This window comes from Kitasatospora sp. NPDC018058, from assembly GCF_044327205.1.
GTDB lineage: Bacteria > Actinomycetota > Actinomycetes > Streptomycetales > Streptomycetaceae > Kitasatospora.
This window is the reverse complement of sequence record NZ_JBIRFA010000072.1, coordinates 1-20,698: the sequence shown is the minus strand read 5'-3', so window position 1 is coordinate 20,698 and position 20,698 is coordinate 1. Positions and strand designations below refer to the sequence as shown.

At 70.2% G+C, this 20,698-nt stretch carries 20 protein-coding genes and 1 pseudogene; 8 read left to right on the top strand and 13 right to left on the bottom strand.

All coding sequences use genetic code 11. The features are described 5' to 3' along the window. On the top strand, positions 1-1,274 hold a 1,274-nt coding region (locus tag ACH4E7_RS42835), incomplete at its 5' end, for an NAD(P)/FAD-dependent oxidoreductase (RefSeq protein ID WP_396254636.1). A gap of 73 nt (positions 1,275-1,347) precedes the next feature. On the opposite strand, the gene ACH4E7_RS42830 is transcribed toward ACH4E7_RS42835, so the two are convergent. The 3 genes from ACH4E7_RS42830 to ACH4E7_RS42820 are packed head-to-tail and all read right to left on the bottom strand — an operon-like array spanning position 1,348 to position 3,072. Then, positions 1,348-2,280, bottom strand: coding sequence for a hypothetical protein (locus ACH4E7_RS42830; RefSeq protein ID WP_396254635.1), 933 nt, complete (start codon positions 2,278-2,280; stop codon positions 1,348-1,350). Beyond that, positions 2,277-2,888, bottom strand: a complete 612-nt coding sequence (locus ACH4E7_RS42825) for a cytochrome b N-terminal domain-containing protein (protein WP_396254634.1) — start codon at positions 2,886-2,888, stop codon at positions 2,277-2,279. Before ACH4E7_RS42825 ends, ACH4E7_RS42830 begins: the two co-directional genes overlap by 4 nt. Further along, entirely contained in the window at positions 2,881-3,072 is a 192-nt protein-coding gene (locus ACH4E7_RS42820) for a hypothetical protein (RefSeq protein WP_396254633.1), read from the bottom strand. Before ACH4E7_RS42820 ends, ACH4E7_RS42825 begins: the two co-directional genes overlap by 8 nt. A 289-nt stretch (positions 3,073-3,361) precedes the next feature. Between ACH4E7_RS42820 and ACH4E7_RS42815 the strand changes: the two genes are divergently transcribed. After that, positions 3,362-3,694 (top strand): Hsp20/alpha crystallin family protein, encoded by a 333-nt coding sequence (locus ACH4E7_RS42815; protein ID WP_396254632.1) that lies wholly within the window; start codon positions 3,362-3,364, stop codon positions 3,692-3,694. Between the two features lie 224 nt (positions 3,695-3,918). Here the strand turns inward: ACH4E7_RS42815 and ACH4E7_RS42810 are convergent, their stop codons facing one another. After that, positions 3,919-4,350, bottom strand: coding sequence for a CBS domain-containing protein (locus ACH4E7_RS42810; RefSeq protein ID WP_396254631.1), 432 nt, complete (start codon positions 4,348-4,350; stop codon positions 3,919-3,921). A gap of 387 nt (positions 4,351-4,737) precedes the next feature. Here ACH4E7_RS42810 and ACH4E7_RS42805 point away from each other — a divergent pair, with 387 nt between their 5' ends. From ACH4E7_RS42805 to ACH4E7_RS42795, 3 genes are all read left to right on the top strand, one after another. Continuing rightward, a complete protein-coding gene (locus ACH4E7_RS42805) occupies positions 4,738-5,145 on the top strand; it encodes an archease (protein ID WP_396254629.1) in 408 nt (135 codons plus the stop codon). A gap of 25 nt (positions 5,146-5,170) precedes the next feature. Beyond that, positions 5,171-5,614, top strand: a complete 444-nt coding sequence (locus tag ACH4E7_RS42800) for a hypothetical protein (RefSeq protein ID WP_396254628.1) — start codon at positions 5,171-5,173, stop codon at positions 5,612-5,614. Between the two features lie 65 nt (positions 5,615-5,679). Further along, positions 5,680-6,213 carry an HPP family protein gene (locus ACH4E7_RS42795; RefSeq protein WP_396254627.1) on the top strand — a complete coding sequence of 178 codons (534 nt, stop codon included), beginning with the start codon at positions 5,680-5,682 and terminating at the stop codon, positions 6,211-6,213. A gap of 125 nt (positions 6,214-6,338) precedes the next feature. Here the strand turns inward: ACH4E7_RS42795 and ACH4E7_RS42790 are convergent. Next, positions 6,339-6,557 (bottom strand): annotated as a pseudogene (locus ACH4E7_RS42790) (universal stress protein); the annotation flags it as partial. Next, a complete protein-coding gene (locus ACH4E7_RS42785; RefSeq protein WP_396254626.1) occupies positions 6,554-7,684 on the bottom strand; it encodes a universal stress protein in 1,131 nt (376 codons plus the stop codon). The pseudogene ACH4E7_RS42790 and the gene ACH4E7_RS42785, both read right to left, overlap by 4 nt. 257 nt (positions 7,685-7,941) lie before the next feature. On the opposite strand from ACH4E7_RS42785, the gene ACH4E7_RS42780 reads away from it, so the two are divergent. The 3 genes from ACH4E7_RS42780 (at position 7,942) to ACH4E7_RS42770 (ending at position 13,152) form a co-directional block, all read left to right on the top strand. Continuing rightward, positions 7,942-9,294 carry a phosphoribosyltransferase family protein gene (locus ACH4E7_RS42780; RefSeq protein ID WP_396254625.1) on the top strand — a complete coding sequence of 451 codons (1,353 nt, stop codon included), beginning with the start codon at positions 7,942-7,944 and terminating at the stop codon, positions 9,292-9,294. Positions 9,295-9,533: 239 nt separating this feature from the next. Further along, positions 9,534-10,034 (top strand): DUF1214 domain-containing protein, encoded by a 501-nt coding sequence (locus ACH4E7_RS42775; RefSeq protein ID WP_396254624.1) that lies wholly within the window; start codon positions 9,534-9,536, stop codon positions 10,032-10,034. Between the two features lie 670 nt (positions 10,035-10,704). Beyond that, positions 10,705-13,152, top strand: coding sequence for a SpoIIE family protein phosphatase (locus tag ACH4E7_RS42770; RefSeq protein WP_396254623.1), 2,448 nt, complete (start codon positions 10,705-10,707; stop codon positions 13,150-13,152). Positions 13,153-13,830: 678 nt separating this feature from the next. Here ACH4E7_RS42770 and ACH4E7_RS42765 read toward each other — a convergent pair. From ACH4E7_RS42765 to ACH4E7_RS42735, 7 genes are all read right to left on the bottom strand, one after another. Continuing rightward, positions 13,831-15,015, bottom strand: coding sequence for a TetR/AcrR family transcriptional regulator (locus tag ACH4E7_RS42765; protein ID WP_396254622.1), 1,185 nt, complete (start codon positions 15,013-15,015; stop codon positions 13,831-13,833). 198 nt (positions 15,016-15,213) lie between these two features. Continuing rightward, on the bottom strand, positions 15,214-16,362 hold the full coding sequence (locus tag ACH4E7_RS42760) for an acyl-CoA dehydrogenase family protein (protein WP_396254621.1): 1,149 nt from the start codon (positions 16,360-16,362) through the stop codon (positions 15,214-15,216). 58 nt (positions 16,363-16,420) lie between these two features. Beyond that, a complete protein-coding gene (locus ACH4E7_RS42755) occupies positions 16,421-17,248 on the bottom strand; it encodes an SDR family NAD(P)-dependent oxidoreductase (RefSeq protein WP_396254620.1) in 828 nt (275 codons plus the stop codon). Positions 17,249-17,264: 16 nt separating this feature from the next. Further along, positions 17,265-17,666: a MaoC/PaaZ C-terminal domain-containing protein gene (locus ACH4E7_RS42750; protein ID WP_396254619.1), complete on the bottom strand. Its 402-nt coding sequence runs from the start codon at positions 17,664-17,666 to the stop codon at positions 17,265-17,267. Next, a complete protein-coding gene (locus ACH4E7_RS42745; protein ID WP_396254618.1) occupies positions 17,663-18,121 on the bottom strand; it encodes a MaoC family dehydratase N-terminal domain-containing protein in 459 nt (152 codons plus the stop codon). The genes ACH4E7_RS42750 and ACH4E7_RS42745 overlap by 4 nt, the downstream gene beginning before the upstream one ends. 3 nt (positions 18,122-18,124) lie before the next feature. Then, a complete protein-coding gene (locus tag ACH4E7_RS42740) occupies positions 18,125-19,309 on the bottom strand; it encodes a lipid-transfer protein (RefSeq protein ID WP_396254617.1) in 1,185 nt (394 codons plus the stop codon). A 293-nt stretch (positions 19,310-19,602) separates the two neighbouring features. Next, on the bottom strand, positions 19,603-20,271 hold the full coding sequence (locus ACH4E7_RS42735; protein ID WP_396254616.1) for a DUF4436 family protein: 669 nt from the start codon (positions 20,269-20,271) through the stop codon (positions 19,603-19,605). Between the last annotated feature and the right edge of the window lie 427 nt (positions 20,272-20,698).

Sequence of the window (20,698 nt, the reverse complement as noted above, 5' to 3'; positions counted from 1 at the left end):
TTGCGATGAACTCGAAACCGCACGTCCTCGTGGCCGGCGGCGGATTCGCCGGACTGGAGACGGCCTTCGGGCTGCGCCACCTGCTCGGCGACCGCGTCCGACTCTCCCTCGCCGCCGACCGGGAGGACTTCCTGTTCAAGCCCAACACCATCTACCTGCCGTTCGGCGCCGACGAGGACCCGCTCCACATCCACCTGCCCGGACCGCTGTTCCGCCGCCACATCTCCTTCCACCAAGGCACGGTGGCCGACGTCGATTCGGACGCCCTGGCGGTGGACCTCACCGACGGCACCCGGCTGCGCGGTGACTTCCTGGTCCTCGCCACTGGCGCCGCGATGCGTCCACAGGAGGTGCCCGGCCTGGCCGAGCACGCCCAGGCGGTGTGGACTCCCCGCCAGATGCGCTCGCTGGGGCATCGCCTCCAAGAGCTCAAGGAGGTCGCGGAGGCCCGGCAGCACCGCCGGGTGCTGTTCCTCGTCCCGCCGAACAACAAGTGCGCCGGGCCGCTGTACGAGATCGCGCTCATGCTGGACACCTGGCTGCGCCGGGCGCACCTGCGACCGTACGTCGACCTGACCTGGACCACCTACGAGTCCGGCTACATCCAGGCCTTCGGCCCGCGGCTGCACCAGGTGGTGGAGCAGGAGTTCGCAGCCCGGGGCATCGAGGGACACACCTCGGCTATGGTGGAGAAGGTCGGCCACGACGAGGTCCGCTACGCCGACGGCTCCGTCCGCCCGTACGACCTGCTCGTCGCCTTCCCGCCATACGTCTCCGCCGTCGACTACCCGCAACTGCCGCACGACGACAGGGGGTTCCTGCACACCCACGCGGACACCCGGCAGGTGCGCGGGCACCCGCGGATCTACGCGCCGGGCGACGCGGGGGACTTCCCGGTGAAGCAGGCCTTCCTGGCCTTCCTCCAGGCCGACGCCGTCACCCAGCATATCTGCACCGTGGTCGACCCCCAACTGCTGTCCCAACCAAGGTCGTTCGAACCGATCAGCATGTGCGTGATGGAGATGCTGGACAAGGCAACCTTCGCCCAGGTGCCGCTGGAGGAGACCGGCGACCCGGCCCGGCCCGTACGTGTGGCGGCCGACGCGCGCGACGCCTACCGCGTCGGCACTTCCCCGCTCTGGCGCCTCGGCAAGAAGGCCCTCGGCCTCTACCTGCCCGTCCGGTTCCGCGCCGGCCGTCCGTTCCACGGCGGGCGCCCCTGGCAGGCCATGGAGTTCGCCCTCAAGGGCATGTCGCGCACCCTGGCCTCCTGACCGGCTCGGATCCCCATGCGCGCCCCGTGCGGCCGCGGGGTTCCGGACCCGCCGGGGTCGGTTCGGCGCCCGCTCAGCGGCGGTCCCGATAGTAGTCGCGCCACACGAGGCGGTAGACCCTGGTCCAGCGGGGGATGGACCGGACCCCCGGGATGAAGGGCACCAGGACCAGACCGAGGCTGAGACCCGCCATGATGGCCCAGATCTCGGCGTCCGCGTTCGTCGAGGTCTTGAAGGGGTCGATCTGGTACCAGAAGGTGTACAGCCACAGCCAGGCCTGTCCGGGGTAGTTCCCGGTCTCGTTCATCATTCCCCACTGGCTGCCGGTCAGGTGCTGGTCGGTGGCCCGGTCGGACAGGTGGGAGCCGTCCGCGAGGAAGAGCATCGGCTTGGTGTAGTCGGTCTGGTAGAAGCGGCCCTGCGCGAGGAGTTGACCGTCGAGCGAGCCGGACTGGGCAAGGGTCAGCAGGCGGCCGGTCAGCGCCGGGACCGGTCCGTAGTCGCCGGGGGCGACCTTCGCCGGGTCGCCGACCGGGGCCTTGCTCAGCGCATCGGCATAGGCCGAGCTCCAGGCCTGCCGCTGATCGGGCGAGGCCGCGCTCCACTGGGCGAGCGCGGCGGTGACCTCGGGGGGCTCCGGGGACTGCCGCAACGGCCCCAGCACGAAGTCCTCGGCCGGATCCACCGGATGGCGCACCCCTGCGGCACTCTGCAGACTCACCGGACCGAGCTTCTGCCCGGCACCCGGCACCCGGTTGTACGGCGGCCCGTACTGCGCGGAGGTGCTGGTACCGGCCAGTTCCGCGACGGCCGTTGCGGTGAAATCATTCGGCTCCGCGGTCGACCAGGAGGCCAGCGTCATCGGGGTCTCGTCCGGGGAGGAGAACAGCGCGGCGAGCCCGGCGCTCAGCACGGCGGCCACCACCAGTGCGACGGTGAACTCCTTGACCAGGTCGTAGCGGCGGGTGGGGAACACCTCCGGCCGCGGCACCCGCGTGCGGCTCACGGTGTGGGCTCCGGTGCGCTCGCGCCGATCGGGGGGACGATCCCGCGGGCGCGGACCAGCAGGATGTGCCAGGCGGTCAGCAGCGCGATCGCACACGGGAACAGGACAATGTGCCACATCAGCATCTGGCCGAAGTCCAGCACGTTGAACCAGGCGCCGATCCCGACGGCGTTGAGCGTGTCCTTGGCCTGCCCGGAGATCCACTGGGAGTCGAAGTTCTGCTGCACCAGGTAACCGGTGAACGCGGTGCCGATCGAGACCAGGAAGGTGACCGCACCGGTGACCCAGGTCAGGGCCCGTCGGCCGCGCCACGCGGCCATGAAGAACTTGCCCCACAGGTGGAGCACCATCACCGCCATGAGCAGCTCAACGCTCCACAGGTGCACGCTGTTGACGTACTTCCCGACGCTCGAAGCGTGCCACCAGCCGGGGCCCATCAGTGCCAGCACCCCGCCGGAGAGCAGCACCACGACCAGCGACGACACGGTGAGCACGCCGAAGACGTAGATCCATGACGACATGTAGGCGGGCTGAGTGTCCGGCAGCAGTTTCTCGGGCGGCAGCCTCCTGACGGCGTAGCGCCGTACCGCTGCGGTCCAGCTAGTCATCGTCGCGCTTCCCGGGGCGCGGGAAGGGCAGCAGCAGGGCGGCCACGAAGACCACAACCATCAGGCCGATGACCACCAGGTTGGCCACCGAGATCTGGATCACGCCCCAGTGCAGGTAGTGCCCCGGATGATCGAGATCAACGGGTGCCGTGAGCATCTGCGCCGGGGGCGCCGCCGTGGACATCGTGGCTTCCTTTCCGCGCGATCAGACTGACCGCGAGCTCGCGGTCAGTCTCACGTGCCACCGAGCGGGCGGCACGCGGGCCGGGCCGAACGTGGCGGGCCCGCTCGTCGGACCTGGACGACCACCTGATGGGGTCACCTGGCCCTGCCGCGCTCGGGAGTCCGACGCCGAGGGCTGATTCCCGGCGGTCCAGCCCGAATACGGGGAACCGGAGCTGCCATGCTGTGGGGTCGCGCGCCGACTGTCGGCCTCCGAGCGGGGCTTCGAGGACTCTCCCGCGGACCTGCGGATGGGCGAGCACCTCATCCGGGTCGAGGAGTCCGAGGAGGACGGGGCCTACGTGGTGAAGGCCGAGCTTCCGGGGATCGACCCGGACAAGGACGTCAAGATCACCTTCGAGGGCGGGGTCCTGACCGTCCACGCCGAACGCAGCAAGGAGAAGAAGGAGAAGCAGCGTTCCGAGTTCCGCTACGGCTCCTTCAGCCGCAGAATCCGGCTGCCCGAAGACGTGAAGGAGCAGGAGATCACGGCCAGTTACGACAAGGGTGTACTGACCGTGAAGGCTCCCATCGGCGAGGCCGAGAAGCCGACCCGACGCATGGAGATCTCCAAAGGCACCTGACACACGAGCCAGAACGGGACCGCACGGGACCGCCTCCGGGCCCGGCGGCCCTGCCTCATACTGTCGGAAGGTGCTCAGGGCCTGTCGCGGTCGGTGATACGGGTGCCGATGTCGCGGCCCTGGCAGATCGCACGCATCGCACTGGTCGCGGCGGAATCGTCATACCTCCATGTGACGGCGCATCCCCGGCTGCTCGGCCTGCGTGGCTGGCAACCGATGGGCGGTCACAGAAGACTCGGGCGCGCGGAACAGATGGCCTCGACGAACTCGCCGACCTCGTGCCGGTCCAGGTGCCGCGCGATGTCGGCCTCGCTGATCATGCCGACCAGACGGTGGGCGTCGATGACCGGCAGGCGGCGGATCCGGTGCTCCTCTAGGAGCTGCAGAACCTCGCCCTGGTCGGCGTCCGCGTCGACGGTGACCGGCTTGCCCTGAGCGAGTTCACCGGCAGTCGTGGTCCTCGGGTCCCGGCCCTCGGCGATGCACTTCACCACGATGTCGCGGTCGGTGATGATCCCGTGCAGCCGGTCGTCGGCGCCACAGATCGGCAGCGCGCCAACATCCAGCTCGCGCATCCGCTGGGCCGCAGTCTCCAGCGTTTCGCTCTCCTGCACACAGGCAGCTCCGGTGTGCATGATGTCGCGTGCCGTGGTCATGATCGTGTCTCCCTTTGTGGTGCGAGTTCTCGACCTTGCCAGACGCCTCGATGGCCGGCGGATCGTCATAGGATGGCGCCGGGTGCGTTGATCCACCAGGCACGGACTACTGCACGAGCGGCAGTCGTCTCTTCCAGGGTCGTCCTCGTCGTGGAGCCTCCGCATCCCGAATCGCTCGCCGGCACCCGGTGCACCGTGAGAAGCGGCCACCGGCTGCCGGGTCGCAGCCACGATCGTGCCGTCTCCGCCCACGGCGCCCGCACGGATTGCCCGCGGTGGTGCTCGGGATGAGCCTGGAAGGGCGAGGCGGCATGAGGCCGCGGATCGGATTGAGGGGAGCTCTCGGTTGTGACCGGGCGGCGGGGGTCACGGAGCGGTCATCGGGCCGTGGCACACACGGCGGACACGCGGGTGGAGGCGTGGGCACCGACGGTGGAGAGCTGCATCCGCGAGGCGGTGCACGCGGTGGTCGAGGGCCTCGCCGACATTTCCTCGGCCCGGCCGGCCGGGGAGCGCGTGTGCGCGGTCACGGCGGACAGCGACGAGGATCTGCTGGTGTCCGTCCTGGAGGAGGTCATCTACCGGATGGACGTCGACGGCGAGATCCCCCTCGACACGGAGGTAGACACGATCCGTGACACGGGGGACGGCCGGGCCGTGTCGGTCCGCTTCACGATGACGGACGCCGACACCGCCGAACAGATCGGGGCGGTGCCCAAGGCCGTCTCACTGAACGGCCTCCACCTGACCGGCGGCCCCGAGGGCTGGACCTGCCAGGTGACGCTCGACGTCTGAACAGATGGGTAAGCGGGGCGGAAGAATGGCGCTCACGGTGGCACTGGCCGGTGACATGATGCTCGGGCACGGTGTGGCCGAGCAGCCGCGGCGATCGCCGACACCGAAGACACTGTTCGCCGCCGAGGTACGGCAGGCACTCGCGGAAGCCGACCTCGCCGGGCACTCCGTCCACGTCTTCCACGGGGTCGCCGACCGGATCATCTGTGACATGGGCGACTTCGTCGACGACTACGCCGTCCACCCGGCTCTGCGCAACGACCTCGGGCTGCTGTTCCTGGTCACCCCGGACGGGCCGGACCTGGCGAACCTCGCGCCGGTACGGCTGGAGGCGCTGCCCCTGTTCCTCCATGTCTGCCACAGCCGCCTCGCCCACGGCGAGGAGTGGGAGTGGATCCGCGGCGAGCAGGATGCGGGCGAGCCACCACTGGATGCGGTCCGGGAACGGGACCCGCTCCTGTACCAATGAAACCGGCGGGCCTCTACCCGCGAGGCGGGTTCGCCGTGTACCGCCACAAGGGATGGAGGTTGTCCATGGAACCGCCGACCCACACGGAGAAGCCGCCGGCCGAACGGCCGGTGGCCGAGGTGATGTGCACCGTGCTGTATGCCGTCACCGAGGACGAGAGCGTGCTGGTGGCCTGGGAAGTGCTGGAACGCTCCGGGTACCGGCACCTGCCGGTCGTACGCGCAGACGGCCGCTGCACGGGGCTACTGGACCGGGCCGACCTCGCGGTCGCCTGCGCCGCACCGGCCACCGCGCTGACGCGCACGACCGTACAAGAGCTGTCCCGGGGCCGCCGCCCCTCTCAAGTCCACCCTGACGACACGGTGAACCGGGCGGCAGTCGTCCTCAACCTGGCCGGCGTCGACGCACTGGTCGTGGCCGACGAGCGGGGGCGGCTGGTGGGCTTGGTGACGGCCTGTGACCTGGTCGCCGCGTTCGCCGACCGGCAGCCAGACCGCTGGACGGTTACGGCCGGGGCCTCTGCGCCGTCCGCCGGGCCGCACCTTCGGCTGCCCGGCCTTCCGCCGCGCCGAGAGGAGCGCCGGACCGGGGTGCCCTGAGCCCGGCTCGCCGAACCGCCCCATTCCATGAGCGCCGAGTCGGTGCGTGCGGTCCGGGGCCGGGGGGGGATGACTGCGAGCGGGCAGCGCGCGTGGTGGATGGCGGCCTGGGTGACGGGGCCGATGCGGGGTGCCAGGGTGGTTCGGTACCCGCCGCGGCCGACCACGAGCAGGCGTGCTCCGGTGGCGGCGTCGACGACGGCCCGGGCGGGGCTGTCGTGGCTGAGCCGCTCCACCACGTCCACGGCCGGGAACTTCTCCCGCCAGGGGCGCAGCGTCGCGCTCAGTTCGTGGCGGTCGGCCTGCTGGACGGTCTCGTCGGGCGGGCCCTGCCAGGTGGTCAGGGACGGGCGGCGACTGGTGGCGTGGACGGCCAGTAGTGGGGTGTGCGGTGGGCGGCGTCGAAGGCGACCTCCAGGACGCGGTCGTAGCCGGAGCGCTGGCTCACGGCGACGGCGATCGGCCCGGACTGCGCGGCCGGGGTCAGGGTGCCGTCGGGGTGGTCGTGGGCGCGGACGAGCACGACCGGGTGCTCGGAGCGGGCGACGGTGTACAGGGCGAGCGAGCCGATCAGGTAGCCCTCTCCGGTGCCGATGTCCTGTGAGCCGAGTGCCAGCAGTTGCTCGTCGCCCGCGGCGGACAGCAGGGCGGCGGGAGTGGCGGCGGGCAGCAGTTCGGTGGTGAAGGGAACGTCCGGGTAGTGCTCGCGCAGCTCGCTCTCTGCGTCCCGGAGGATGCGCTGCCCCACGGCGGTCCCCGCTTCCCCGCTCCGGAGGTGCGGCACCGCGACGGGGCTGAGCAGCCACAGGTGCAGCAGCCGTACGGGCAGTCCCCACAGGTGGGCCTCTCGGGCCGCCCATCGGGCGGCGGACAGGCTTTCGGGGGAGCCGTCGAGGCCCACGGTGATCTCCGGTCGCATGCGAATTCGCCACCGGCGACAGGCGGGCCGCCTCCCCGGCCGCCGCTCATGCGCTGGTTCAGGCGAGGCGACGGGCGGCTCGGGCGGCACCACAACGACGGGAACGTGGGCATGATGAACGATCTCCGTGCTGGTCGAGCCGAGTGCGAGACGGCCCCAGGCGCCGCTGCCACGGGATCCGACCACGAGCAGGCCCGCGTCCTGGCTCGCGTCCAGCAGGACCTGGGCGGGTCGGCCGCGCTCGCAGTGGACCTCGACCTCGACAAACGGCTCGCCGACCTGCTGGCGCAGCTCCTCGACGGAGTCCGTCACCTCGCGGGCGACGATGTCGTGCAGGTGGGTCGGCGGCTCGCCGCTCGTGCGGGGCCAGGCGGGCGTGCCCAGGTCGGACAGGTCGGCGTGGGCGGAGCCGTAGGCGTGTACGGCCCGTACAGCGACGCCGCGCGCCTGCGCCTCCCGCAGGGCGAAGAGCACGGCCTGACGGGCGGGCTCCGAACCATTTGTGCCGACCACGACGGGTCCGGCGGGGCCCGGTGCGGGAGTGCGGGTCATGGGGACCTCCAACGCGTACACCTTGACTAGGTGGACTGCCCGGTTTGCCCGCCTCCTTTCATGCTCCTCCGCCGTTGCCGTGGCGGCACGTCTGTCCCCGGCGCACGGGGTCTGTCCGGGAGTCGACGGACGGCGACATCGCGGCGACTCGGTCGCTCGCGCACGTCCGGCGGCAGGAGGATCGTGGGGAGCGGGCGGGCGGCCCGGCACGGAGCCCGGGCTCGGCCGTGGTCCCCCGTATCGGAGGAGGGCGGGTCATGTACTTCGTCGACCGTGTGGACGCGGGACGTCGCCTCGCCGAGCGGCTCGGGCACCTCGGGGGCGGGAACGTGATCGTCCTCGGACTTCCCCGTGGTGGCATTCCGGTGGCGGCCGAGGTCGCGAAGGTGCTGCACGCACCGCTGGACGTGATCGTGGTGCGCAAGCTCGGCGTGCCGTTCCAGCCGGAGCTGGGCATGGGCGCGATCGGCGAGGGCGGGGTCCGCATCGTCAACGAGGCGGTGATGCGCGCAACGCGGACCTCCGAGAAGGATCTGGCCGCGGTGGAGGCACGGGAACGGGTCGAGCTGGACCGCCGGGCACGGCGGTACCGCGGTGACCGGCCCCGCTCCGAGCTCGCCGGCCGTACGGCGGTCGTGGTGGACGACGGGATAGCGACCGGTTCGACCGCCCTCGCGGCGTGTCTGATCGCCAGGAACCAGGGCGCGGCCCGGGTGGTCCTCGCCGTCCCCGTCGCCCCGCCGGGCTGGACCCGCAGGCTGACGGACGCGGCGGACGAACTGGTGGCGCTGTCGACGCCCGGGGAGTTCTACGGGATCGGGCAGTTCTACGAGGACTTCGCGCAGACCACCGACGCCGAGGTGATCGCCTGCCTGGACGAGGCCGCCGTCCGGATGGCCGGTGGCCGGCCACCCGACCCCGCTTCGCGGCTCCCGGCTCGGTCCGTTTCGGCGAGGTCCGCCGATCCGGAAGTCGTCGTAAACGCCGGGCCGGTGCGGCTCGGCGGGCAGCTGACCGCACCCGAGGGGGCGGCGGGCATCGTGGTGTTCGCCCACGGCAGCGGCAGCAGCCGCCACAGCCCGCGCAACCGGTTCGTCGCGGGCGAGCTGAACCGGGCGGGCCTTGCCACCCTGCTGTTCGACCTGCTCACCGAGGAGGAGGCGTTCGACCGGGCGAACGTCTTCGACACCGCGCTGCTCGCCCGACGCCTGACCGACGCCACCCGCTGGCTGCGCGGCCGCGACGATGTCGGCGGGCTCGCAGTCGGCTACTTCGGGGCCAGCACCGGAGCCGCCGCGGCGCTGTGGGCGGCCGCGGAACCGGACTCCACGGTCCGGGCGGTCGTCTCCCGCGGCGGGCGGCCCGACCTCGCAGGCCCCCGCCTGCCCGCCGTCACCGCACCCACCCTCCTCATCGTCGGCGGCGACGACCACGTGGTCCTCGACCTCAACCAGCAGGCCCAGGCACGACTGCACTGCGAGAACCAGCTCGCCGTCATCCCGGGCGCCACCCACCTCTTCGAGGAACCCGGGACGCTCGAAGAGGCCGCGGACCTGGCCGCGCAATGGTTCACCATCCACCTCACCCCGGCGCCGGACCCGGCACCCTGAGCCCGACGCCCCGACCAGGGCGCCGTCGACCGGAGAACAGCACCAGCAGGAACCCGCTGGCGTACAGCGCGAGGACACCCCGGGCCAAGCGCCCGTCCGGAGCGAAGCCGCCGATGGCCAGCCGGGCGAGAGCGGGCAAAACCACGGCCAGACCGCAGACGAGCGGAACGGCCGACCTGCGCCCGCCGTCTCCCGGGTCGATCGCGAGCTTCGGAGCCGAGGGGACATCCCTTGACACCATGGGCGTCTACGGCGACAGCTACCTCAAGCGCGCCGTGGTCGCCGCCGGCGGGCTCGGCGCCAACCCTCCCGAGGACGCCGTCTACCCCGTCCTGGCCGCCGACGCCGACGCCGACGCGGACGCCGACAACAAACCCGTCAACGGCGACCACGACTACATCCTGAGGTTCGAGACCACCGAGCTGCCGCCTGCCGGCGACTTCTGGTCGGTCACCATGTACGACGCCGAGGGCTACCAGGTCGCAAACGAACTCGGCCGCTTAGCCCTGGGCGACCGCGACGACCTGGACTACGACAAGCAGGACGGCTCGCTCACCGTCTACATCTCGCAGCACAACCCCGGCCCCGACCGGGAGTCCAACGGACTGCCTGCCCCCTCCCGCCCGCTGGGAATCACCATGCGCCTCTACGCACCCGAGCCCGAGGTGTACGAGATGCGCGCCGCGTCCTCCTTCTGCTTCGCATCAGCCCCGACCGCCCCTGAACGACACTGGCCTTGATCGCCAACCGGCCAGCCGGCAAGGATGTCTGACCGGGCTTGGTTCACTCCGGGTGCCACGTAGTGCGACGAAAGGGGCTCGACGCCGCTGGCGAAGCAGCGCGGGGTGAGGTTTCCGGAGCGTCGCCGTGGTGGCGGATACAGCGGGGCACCTGTCATCGTCTCCGAGGCCCTCCGCCGCACCACCTCCATCAACCTCTACGGCCACCTCCCCAAAGACTCCACCGACCAAGCGGCCGAAGCGCTTGTCACCGTCCTCCACCAGGCGGACGCTCAGTGGGTCCAGCACACCGATCCGGCGGCCGACGACGTCATATCGCGGGCGGCATAGGCTGCCGGGCTTCGGCTCCGCGCAGCACCCGCCGCGCGCATGAGCGTGCTCGACCCGGACTGCTCGGTCGGCAGCCCTCCGATACTGCGCGCCCTCGAATCCGGCGGCCAGACGGTGTTGCGTCGGGCGGGTCCGTGGCAAGGGCGTCGCGCCAGCGGTCGGGTCTGCCCCCGTGATCCAGTGGAACATGGGGGCGTGCCTGATGGCAGCTGCGGGGCCGGGAGGTTAAGGACATCCTGGAGATGGAGGACCCCGACGCCCCGGTCCCGGTTCGCCTGTGCCACCTGGCCCGGCGAACTGCTCGCCTGCCGGCGGCAGCTCGGGCGGAGGAGGCTACGCCATGGTGGACGAATCGGTGAGCACGTTCGGGGAGAGCCCCGATGATCCGTTCGCACTGCATCGTGCGGCCACTGCGGTGCTGGACAGCTCAGCGGTCCTTACCGGCTGGAGCGAACGCGCGCAGGAGTTGCTCGGCTACCGGCCACAGGAGGTGCTCGGTCGCCCGGCCGCCGAGCTGCTCATCGATCGGGATGCCAGGGAGTGGATCACGCAGGTGACGGCCTCCTGCCTGCGCGGACCTGGCTGGTTCGGCATGGTGCCACTGCGCCATCGCGAGGGCGGGAAGGTTCTGCTGGGCATCCGCGCTCGCCGTGTACTGCGGCCAGGTGGTGGCTGTGACTGGTATCTGGTCGGGGCCCCGGCGCAGGGGGTGGTGCAGTGGGAAACGGACCGAGCGGTCCTGGACGGCTTGTTCCGGCGTTCCCCGATCGGATTCGCAAGCCATGCCCCAGATCTGCGCGTTCTACGAGTGAACCGAACGCTTGCCCGGGTCAGCGGTCTACCGAGTGCGGAGTCCGCCAGGGGACACCGCATCGCCGACTTCCTCATCCCGCAGGACGCGCGCCAGGTTGAGGCCGGTCTGGCCCGGGTATTGGAAACCGGGACGCCGATGATCTTCGCCGAACAGCCGTGCAGGCTCCGTCGCGATCCCGACCGCGAACGTTTCGTATCCGTGTCGGCCTTTCGAATGGTGGACTCCGTCGGCACCGTTCTCGGAGTCGCACAACTGGTGGAGGACGTCACCGAGCGACACCGGGCGCAGCGCCGGCTGGCTCTACTCAACGAGGCCAGCACCCGGATAGGAACCACCCTGGACGTCATCGCGACCGCCAGGGAGCTGGCCGATGTCGCCGTCCCGAGCATTGCGGACTGCATCACCGTGGATCTGCTCGAATCCGTGGCCCACGGTGGTGAGCCGACCCCGTCCGCCGTCGGACCGGTCATCCGTGTGGCCGCCAAGACGCCGGGATCGCAGACCGGGCAGCTCCTGTTTCCTGTGGGAGAGTCGATCGACTTCCCGTTGAACACCCCCCAACACCGGTGTCTTGACGAGCTCCGTCCCATCCTGGAGCGCGACTTCGGGTCCTGCCTCTCCTCGACCCCTGCCGGTGCGCGCTGGCCGGAGTATGCCCGCAGACTGGGCATCCGCTCGCTCATGGCGGTGCCACTGATTGCTCGGGGTCACATCCTGGGGGTGATCAGCCTGTGGCGCACACGGCAGGCGGAACTCTTCGAACCGGACGACCTCGCCCTCGCCGGCGAGTTCGTCACCCGCGCAGCCGCCTGCATCGACAATGCCCGCCGCTACACCCAGCAGCACCACGCGGCACTCGTGCTGCAGCAGAGCATGCTGCCGAGCACGTTGCCCGGCCAGCTGGCGGTCGACGTCGCACACCGCTATCTGCCCGCCAGCTCGGCCAGCGGTGTTGGTGGCGACTGGTTCGACGTCATCCCCCTGTCAGGAGCCCGGGTCGCCCTGGTCGTCGGGGACGTGGTCGGCCACGGCATCCACGCCGCAGCGACCATGGGCCGCCTCCGCGCCGCCGTCCAAGCCCTGGCCAACCTCGATCTCGAACCGGACGACGTCCTCACGCATCTGGACGATCTCGTCGGGCGTCTGGCCGACGACCCGGAGGATATCGACACCTCCGGGTCCTCGCGGGAGAACCTGATCGGCGCCACCTGCCTGTACGCCGTCTACGATCCGGTGACCACGCGCTGCTCCCTCGCCCGCGCCGGCCATCCTCCCCCCATCGTCGTGGCAGCGGACGGGAACGCGAGCCTGGTCGACCTGCCGGCCGGTCCCCCGCTCGGGCTCGGCGGCCTGCCCTTCGAGGCGGCAGAACTGCACCTGGCCGAGGGAAGCCTGCTCGCCCTCTATTCCAATGGCCTCATCGAAGCAGCCGACCGGGACATCGACGACAACCTCGCACTGCTGTGCAGCACTCTGAAAGCCCCCCACGTTTCGCTGGAGGAGATCGCCACATCCACGGTCGCCGCCCTGGCACCTCCGCCCCGCACCGACGACGCCACCCTCCTCATCGCCCGGACCAGGGCGCTCTCCGCCGACCAGGTCGCGGTATGGCGACTGCCGCGGGAACCACAGGCAGCCGGAATGGCAAGGACGCTGGTCATCCGACAGCTGACCGACTGGCAGTTGGATGCGATGGTGTTCACCACAGAACTGATCGCCACCGAACTGGTCACCAATGCCTACCGCTACAGTGACGGTCCGATCGAGCTTCGGCTGATCATCGACCGCACGCTGATGTGCGAAGTGTCCGATGGCAGTACCACCGCGCCCCACCTACGGCGCGCCCGTACGACGGACGAAGGAGGCCGCGGCCTGTTCCTGGTCGCACAGCTGACGCAGCGATGGGGCGCCCGCTGCACACGCGAAGGCAAGACCGTCTGGACCGAACAGCCGCTGCCGCGCTCTGCCGCCTGACATATTGAGGAGGAATAGTTCACTCGCCAACATGTCCGTGTAACGGACGTGGCGGCCGTCAGGGCGGTGGCGTCAGTCCTACGACTTCCAGGGCTTCATGACGGGCGGCGCCGATACCGGCACCCGAGCGACCCAGGAGGTGTCGGCGGCGGTCGGCTCCGAACCGCGAAGTGACGACAGACGGCAGGGCGGCCCGAGGCGCGGGCCGCCCCGCCGCGTTCCGATCGCGAAGTCCATGACACCGGAAGCACCTGGGCCAGCCCGGCAGCCCGTCTCCAGGCCGCCACGGAGAACACGAACGTTCTCTCGTCGGCCGGCCAGGGGGGTGCAGGCGGACCTGGATGGCGGCGATATGGCCGATCCTATGTCCGTTGCGGGTCAGAAGGACGAACATGTCCTCGCCGTGATCGTTTCCGCCGTCGATCTCCTGAACGATGTGTTCGTGGTCCTCGAGAAGAGCTCGCAGCGTGTTGACGCCAGCACGTTCGATACGGCGGCTCGGCCTGATCGTTGCCACACGCCCCCTCTTTCGGTCACGAGTACCCTACTCACCACAACCGACGGATGAAGGCGCATCTCGATCCGATACCGGATACTCCGCTTGGCCGACAGGTGCTATCGGCCACCCCCAACCGGCAGATGCCCGGGACTGCCCCCGGTGCCGGGGCGGGCCGTTCCTCAGCGGTCCGAACGCACGGTCGGCGTGACCTCAGTCCGCCCCTCGACAAAAGCCGTGTCGTCCAGGCCCAGGAGGCTGCAGCCGAGGCGGTGGACGTTCTCCTCGATGCCTGAGCGGGTGCGCAGCCGGGGCGTTCGGGCGATGTCGTTGGTGATGGTGAGGACGGCCTGTACGCGCACGCGCGCCTCCGCAGGTGACATGGCCGGGTGGACGGCGCGCACGAGGTGCAGCCACTCGTCGATGTAGTCGCGTTGGGTCTGGAGCGTTCGCTGCCTGTCGTCGTCCTGCAGGTGTTCGGTCTCGGTGACGATGAGCGTGACCAGGTGCTGGTGGGCGAGTGCGAACCGGGCGTACCGCAGGATCAGCAAGCGCAACGCGTCCGCGTGGTCCTGCACGGATGCGAGCACCTCGGTCAGGTCGAGCCACAGCCGTTCGGCGCTGCGGTTCATCGCCGCGGCGAGGATGTCGTGTTTGCTGGCGAAGTGGTTGTAGATGCTCTGTCCGGCGATTCCGACGGCGGTGCCGGTGTCCTCCAGTGTGACCGCCGCGTATCCGCGTTCGGCGAACAGTCGGGTCGCTGCGGCGAGCAGGCTCTCGCGGCGGGATCGGGGCTCCAGGGCCTGCTCGGTGCTCGGGCGGTCGGCGATGTGGTCGCCGAGGTCGGGGAGTTCGGCCGTCGCCACCCGGCGCATCAGGTCCGCGATCAGGTTCGGGTAGTCGGGTGCGGGCAGGTCGACGTGCTGGTAGGAGACACTGACCGCGACGTCGAGAATGCTCCAGGCGAGCAACTCCGCGTGGGCGTGGTCCAGCTCCGACCGGGCGGCGGTCAACTGCTCGGCCAGCGCACGCCGCGCAGCGTGCAGGTGCTCTCCGAGTTCGGCACGCTGTTCGGCGGGAAGATTACGGGCTTCGCGCTGCCAGAGCACGCCGAGCTCGCGACGGGCCAGCGAGGTCTCGGCGAACTCGTGGAGCAGTGCGTCGAGGTCACCGCGTCCGGCGGTCGTCAGCCCGCCCAGGCAGGACTCCAGCGCCTCGGCGGTGACGGCGTGGAGGAGTTCCTGCTTGCCGCGGAAGTGCCGGTACAGCGCAGAGGGCCCGATGCCGACCGCCGTGGCGATGTCGCTCATCGCCACGTTGGCGTAGCCGTGCCGGCAGAACAGCTCGCGCGCCGCGGCGACGACCATCGCCCGACGGTTTCGGGGCCGGGTGCCTCGAGCAGGAGATGTTGCCTGCGTTTCGACCGTCACCGTCTCCTCCTGATGCTGGGCACGACGCAGGTGCGCGGGTTCAGCGAACCTGGCGCTCGCCGTCCGCCCATTATCTCCGGCGCAGCTCGCGCTAGAGGACCTCGCCGGCTCCGGACATGGGGTTCGATGAGGTGGCTATCCGAGGTCGAGGGAGCGGCCGATGATCTCCTTCATGATCTCGGTCGTGCCCGCGTAGATGCGGGTGACCCGGCTGTCCTGCCAGGCCCGGGCGATGGGGTATTCGAGCATGTAGCCGTAGCCGCCGTGGAGTTGGACGCAGGCGTCCACGACCCTGCCCTGGAGTTCGGTGCACCACCACTTGGCCTTGGCTGCGTCGACGGCGGTCAGCTCGCCCTCGTTGAGTGCGAGAATGCAGCGGTCAAGGTAGTGCTGGGCCACGTCGATCTCGGTGGCCAGCTCGGCGAGCCGGTGCCGGATCACCTGCAGTGATCCGATGGGCATGCCGAAGGCCTTGCGCTCGCGGACGTACGCGGTGGTCCAGTCGAATGCGGCGGTTGCCTGGGCCAGGCCGGACACTGCGACCGAGATCCGTTCCTGCGCGAGGTTCCGGGTCAGGGCGAAGAAGCCCTCGCCTTCGGTGCCGAGCAGGTTGGCCACCGGCACCCGGGCGCCGGTGAAGGACAGTTCGGCGGTGTCCTGGGCGTGCAGTCCGACCTTTTCCAGTTTGCGGCCGCGTTCGAAGCCCGGGGTGCCGCGTTCGACGACGATCAGGCTCAGGCCGCGGTGCGGATGCTTGCTGGTGCGGACCGCGACGATCACCAGGTCGGAGTTGATGCCGTTGGTGATGAAGGTCTTCGCGCCGTCGATGACGTAGTGGTCGCCGTCGCGGACCGCCTTGGTGCGGATCCCGGACAGGTCGGATCCGGTGCCCGGCTCGGTCATGGCGACCGCAGTGATCAGTTCACCGGAGGCGATGCCGGGAAGCCAGCGGGCCTTCTGCTCGTCGGTGGTGCATTCGAGGAAGTAGGGCATGCAGATGTCGGCGTGTAGCGCGGGGCCGAGCACCGCCGGAAAGACTGCAGCGCGGGCCGCTTCCTCCTGCAGGATCACGTTGTAGCGGAAGTCGCCGGCCCCTGCACCGCCGAACTCCTCGGGCACGGCGATGCCGAGCGCGCCGAGGCGGCCCAGTCCGGTGAACAGCTCGCGCGGCACGATGCCGGCCTTGTCCCAGTCCGCGTAATGGGGCACGACTTCCTTGTCCAGGAAGGTCCGCACGCTCTCGCGGTAGGCCTCGTGCTCGGCGTCGAAGAGGATCCGTTTCACTTGCGTCTCCGGCTGTTTGCAGGTTGAAGAGTGGCGTCGGTTCGCGCGGAGTGCGGTGTCAGATCAGGAACCCGCCGCCGCAGACGAGGGTCTGCCCGCTGACGTAGTCCGACTCGGGGATGCAGAACAGGTACACCGAACCTGCGGCCTCAACCGGGGTGCCCGCGCGGCCTAGCGGGATCGCGTGCTCCATCGCGGACAGCAGGTCTGCGTTGACGCCGACCTTGATCTCCTTGCCCTGCACGTCGATCGTCCCGTCGCCGGCGGGGGTCTCGGTCAGCCGGGTCTTGATCAGCCCGAACGCCACCGTGTTGACCGTGACGTTGTAGCGGCCCCACTCCTTGGCCAGGGTCCTGGTCAGGCCGGTGACCCCGGCCTTCGCGGCGGCGTAGTTGGCCTGGCCCGCGTTTCCGCCGAGCCCGGCGATCGAGGAGATGTTAACGACCTTGCGGCACGGCACCGGCTCACCGGCCTGCCTGGCGTGCTTCACCGAGGCGGAGATCACCGGCTGCGCGGCCCGCAGGATCCGGAACGGCGCCTTGAGGTGCACGTCCAGGATCGCGTCCCACTGCTCGTCGGTCATCTTCTGGATGACGCTGTCCCAGGTGTAGCCGGCGTTGTTGACGACGATGTCCAGGCCGCCGAAGCTCTCCCCGGCTGTCTGCACGAAGCGCTCGGCGAAACCCTTCTCGGTGACGCTGCCCACGCAGGCCACCGCCCGCCCACCGGCGGCCTCGATCGCGGCCACCGTCTCCTTGGCGGGCTCGGAGTCCAGGTCGTTGACCACCACGGCGGCGCCGTCTGCGGCCAGCTTGAGGGCGATCTCACGGCCGATGCCGCGGCCCGAGCCGGAGACGATAGCGACCTTGTCGTCGAGCTTTCCCATGCGGATCACGTTCCTTTCAGTCGAGTGCGACGACGGCGTCGCCGGCGAGGGTGAGGGTGCCGTCGTCCAGCGCGACGGTGACAGCGAGCGTGGCCAGGCCGTCCTCGACGGACACCACGCTCGCGGTGCAGATCGGCGAGGCGTGCACGGGGGTGACGGCGGCGAAGCGCACGCGGAAGGAACGGATCCGCTCCTGCGCCACCCAGTCGGTGAGCAGCCGCCCCAGGTAGGCCATGGACAGCATCCCGTGCGCGAACACGTCGCCGAGACCGGCGGACTTCGCCACGTCGAGGTCGATGTGGATCGGGTTGTGGTCGCCGGACGCGCCCGCGAACAGTGCCAGCGTGGTCCGGGAGATCGGCGCGACCCGCAGCGGGGGCAGCTCGGTGCCGACCTCGATGCTCTTCGGGATCGTCACTGCGGCACCTCCGGATTGCGCACCACGATGACGCTCTGCGTCTCGGCGATCAGCTCGGTTCCGCGGTGGACGTCGGTCTGCTTGACGAGGAAGTCCAGCGCGCCGCCCTTCTTGCTGTACACGTCGACGATGCGTGGTCGGAGGGTGAGCGTGTCGCCCGCGTGGGCCGGCCGGTGGTAGGTGAACGCCTGCTCGCCGTGCAGTACCCGGCGCAGGTCCACGTTCAGCGCGGCCAGGTAAGCGAACGGATCGGGTGCCTCCAGCTCCAGGCTGAAGAAGAACGTCGGCGGAACCGGCAGGTCCCGGTGGCCCGCCCGGCCGGCGGCGTCCACATCCGTGTACACGGGGTCCGTCTGGCCGGTGGCCTTGGCGAAGAAGCGCAGCCGGCCGCGCTCGATGTGGACGGTGATCGGATCGAGTGCCAGCTTCCTGGCCGCCTCGGCGTCGATCGCCAATGCTCAGCCCACCTTCTGGTACAGCGTCACCACGGCGGCGCCGCCGAGCCCGATGTTGTGCTGCAACGCGACCGTCGTGCCCTCCACCTGCCGCGCCTCGGCGTGGCCGCGCAGCTGCCACACCAGCTCGGCGCACTGGGCCAGCCCGGTCGCGCCCAGCGGGTGGCCCTTCGACAGCAGGCCGCCCGAGGGGTTGGTGACCACGCGGCCGCCGTAGGTGTTGTCGCCGTCGCAGACGAATTTCTCCGCCGTGCCCTCCGGCGTCAGCCCGAGCGCCTCGTACGTCAGCAGCTCGTTGGTGGTGAAGCAGTCGTGCAACTCGACGACCCGCACGTCCTCGGGCCCGATGCCGGCCTGCTCGTAGACCTGCTTCGCCGCGGCCTTCGACATGTCGTATCCGACGACCTTGCGCATGTCCGCGTCGGCGAGAGTCGACGGGAAGTCCGTGGCCATCGCCTGCGCCGTGATGGCCACATCGGTGCGCAGCCCGTGCCGGCGCGCGAACTCCTCCGAGCACAGCACCGCCGCCGCCGCGCCGCAGGTCGGCGGGCAGCACTGCAGCCGGGTCAGCGGGCCGTAGATCCGCGGCGAGGCGAGCACCTCCTCGACCGTGACCGGGTCGCGGAACACCGCGTACGGGTTGTTCACCGCATGCCTGCGCGCCTTGACCGCGATCTTGGCGAAGGTGTCCTCGGCCAGGCCGTACTCCTTGGCGTACGCCGCGCCCGCACCACCGAAGTACTGCGCTGCGAACGGGGCGTCCGAGGCGCCCTGAACGGCGAGCGCCACCTCGTCGAAGCGCGCGAACGGGCTGGGCCGGTCCTGCCAGTGCGTCGCCAGCGCGCCGCGCTGCATCTGCTCGAATCCGAGGACGAGGACGCAGTCGAACATCCCGCTCTCGATCGCCTGCCTCGCCAGGAACAAGGCCGAGGAACCGGTTGAACAGTTGTTGTTCACGTTCACGATCGGGATGCCGGTCTGCCCCAGACCGTACAGAGCAGCCTGACCACAACACGAATCGCCATACACATCACCGACGTACGCCTGCTGCACCAGCCCGTAGTCGATTCCCGCGTCGGCGAGCGCGGAGCGCGCCGCCTTCTCGCCCATCACGTCGTAGGACGTGCTGTTTTTCGGCGTCTTGAAGGGAATCATCCCCACGCCGGCAACGGTCACCAGCCCTGCCATCGCAGCTCCAACCTTCCGCTCCATCTCCTGAAATGAGACTACTCATCATTCACTTATGACGGAAGAGGTGGGGCGGAACCCGGCTGCGGGCAGGCACTCCGGGATCGCGCGGCCCCGGATGGCACCGCGCCGGCATCGCGACCACGGCGCGTGCGGTCGGTGTCGGCGGAATCGGCCGGTTGCCAAACGCGCACAGAGGAGAGTCGCTGGCGAGGTCGCGGCCCCGGAGCGGGCTGCGTCCACGCCAGCAACTCCAACCAGGCGGTGCAGCCGCCGGGGCCAGCCCCGGGCCGTCACTGCCCGTCGGCGGCGGCTTCCCGTTCTCGGCGCTGCTGGTGCTCGGTGCGGATACCGGACAGGACGGTGCAGGTCAGGCTGGCCGCGATGATGCCCTCGGCCCAGAAGAAGGCGACGTAGTCGATGAGCGATCCGATCGGGGGCGAGCCGGGAGCGGCGTTGCGCATGCCGATCAGGGCGAAGATCGTCGCGGCCATCCAGCCGAGGGAGGGCCAGACCAGGCCCTCACGCTTGCGGTACAGCACCTCCGCAGCACCGAGCACCGCCAGCGCCAGCGCCAGCGCCCACATCGCCGCGATCATGAACCACGCGAGGATGAAGGTGCTGCGGGAGCGGGTGATCTTCGCCTCCAGAACCACGGTGCCGGTGCTCGCGGTGGTGGCTTCGGGGTGAAGGACGAAGAACGGGTCGGCGTCGGTGAAGACCACGCCCACCGGCACCGCCGTGCCGCCGGTGGTGGCGGTGAAGCCGGCCTCCATGTGGTGGCGGTCGAAGGGGTAGTCGGTGGCGGTGCCGCCGTACATCTCGACGTGGAGCAGCTGCGGTGTCGCGGCTTCACCCTCGGCGGCTTTGATGGTCGTCTTGGCGGTGCCGGTGGCGGTGATCTCGACGGGGCGGGCGAAGGCCTGGGAGTCAGCGCCGGCGGCGAGTCTGCCGTGTGGCACCGGGGTGATGTACGACGATGTTCAGGGCGCGGCGCGCGGCGGCGATGCGCTTCGGGTTCCAGCCGGACCGGGTGCGGAGACCAGCAGAAGGAGGGGGTAGGGATGGTGGGGGTCGTCGAGGACTTGGGCGGTGCGGACAGATTCGACGATCCGTCCGTGACGCATGGCGATGGTGTCGCCGGTGGCGCAGCGGACTGCACCTCCATGGCCTACGGCTGGCGCTAACGATGGGGCCCGACGACGGTCGGCATGGGAGCCACCATTTCCGCCCAGGGCCACAAGCCAGGCCTGCGCAGTCAGGACGCCTTTCCCGGCCGGACGGGTTCGTCCGCCTTAGGGCGTCCGCCAGTAGGTGCCGAGCTAATCGGCAGTAGCAGGGCAGGCACGGTTCGCCCGATCATGGAGTTCTCTACGCTTCATGATCACC

Excerpts from the sequence above, each read along its gene's own strand:
- ACH4E7_RS42825 (WP_396254634.1), bottom strand. The coding sequence starts at position 2,888 with ATGACTAGCTGGACCGCAGCGGTACGGCGCTACGCCGTCAGGAGGCTG.
- ACH4E7_RS42820 (WP_396254633.1), bottom strand. The coding sequence starts at position 3,072 with ATGTCCACGGCGGCGCCCCCGGCGCAGATGCTCACGGCACCCGTTGAT.
- ACH4E7_RS42815 (WP_396254632.1), top strand. The coding sequence starts at position 3,362 with ATGGGCGAGCACCTCATCCGGGTCGAGGAGTCCGAGGAGGACGGGGCC.
- ACH4E7_RS42810 (WP_396254631.1), bottom strand. The coding sequence starts at position 4,350 with ATGACCACGGCACGCGACATCATGCACACCGGAGCTGCCTGTGTGCAG.
- ACH4E7_RS42800 (WP_396254628.1), top strand. The coding sequence starts at position 5,171 with ATGGCGCTCACGGTGGCACTGGCCGGTGACATGATGCTCGGGCACGGT.
- ACH4E7_RS42795 (WP_396254627.1), top strand. The coding sequence starts at position 5,680 with ATGGAACCGCCGACCCACACGGAGAAGCCGCCGGCCGAACGGCCGGTG.
- ACH4E7_RS42785 (WP_396254626.1), bottom strand. The coding sequence starts at position 7,684 with ATGACCCGCACTCCCGCACCGGGCCCCGCCGGACCCGTCGTGGTCGGC.
- ACH4E7_RS42780 (WP_396254625.1), top strand. The coding sequence starts at position 7,942 with ATGTACTTCGTCGACCGTGTGGACGCGGGACGTCGCCTCGCCGAGCGG.
- ACH4E7_RS42775 (WP_396254624.1), top strand. The coding sequence starts at position 9,534 with ATGGGCGTCTACGGCGACAGCTACCTCAAGCGCGCCGTGGTCGCCGCC.
- ACH4E7_RS42770 (WP_396254623.1), top strand. The coding sequence starts at position 10,705 with ATGGTGGACGAATCGGTGAGCACGTTCGGGGAGAGCCCCGATGATCCG.
- ACH4E7_RS42765 (WP_396254622.1), bottom strand. The coding sequence starts at position 15,015 with ATGGTCGTCGCCGCGGCGCGCGAGCTGTTCTGCCGGCACGGCTACGCC.
- ACH4E7_RS42755 (WP_396254620.1), bottom strand. The coding sequence starts at position 17,248 with ATGGGAAAGCTCGACGACAAGGTCGCTATCGTCTCCGGCTCGGGCCGC.
- ACH4E7_RS42740 (WP_396254617.1), bottom strand. The coding sequence starts at position 19,309 with ATGGCAGGGCTGGTGACCGTTGCCGGCGTGGGGATGATTCCCTTCAAG.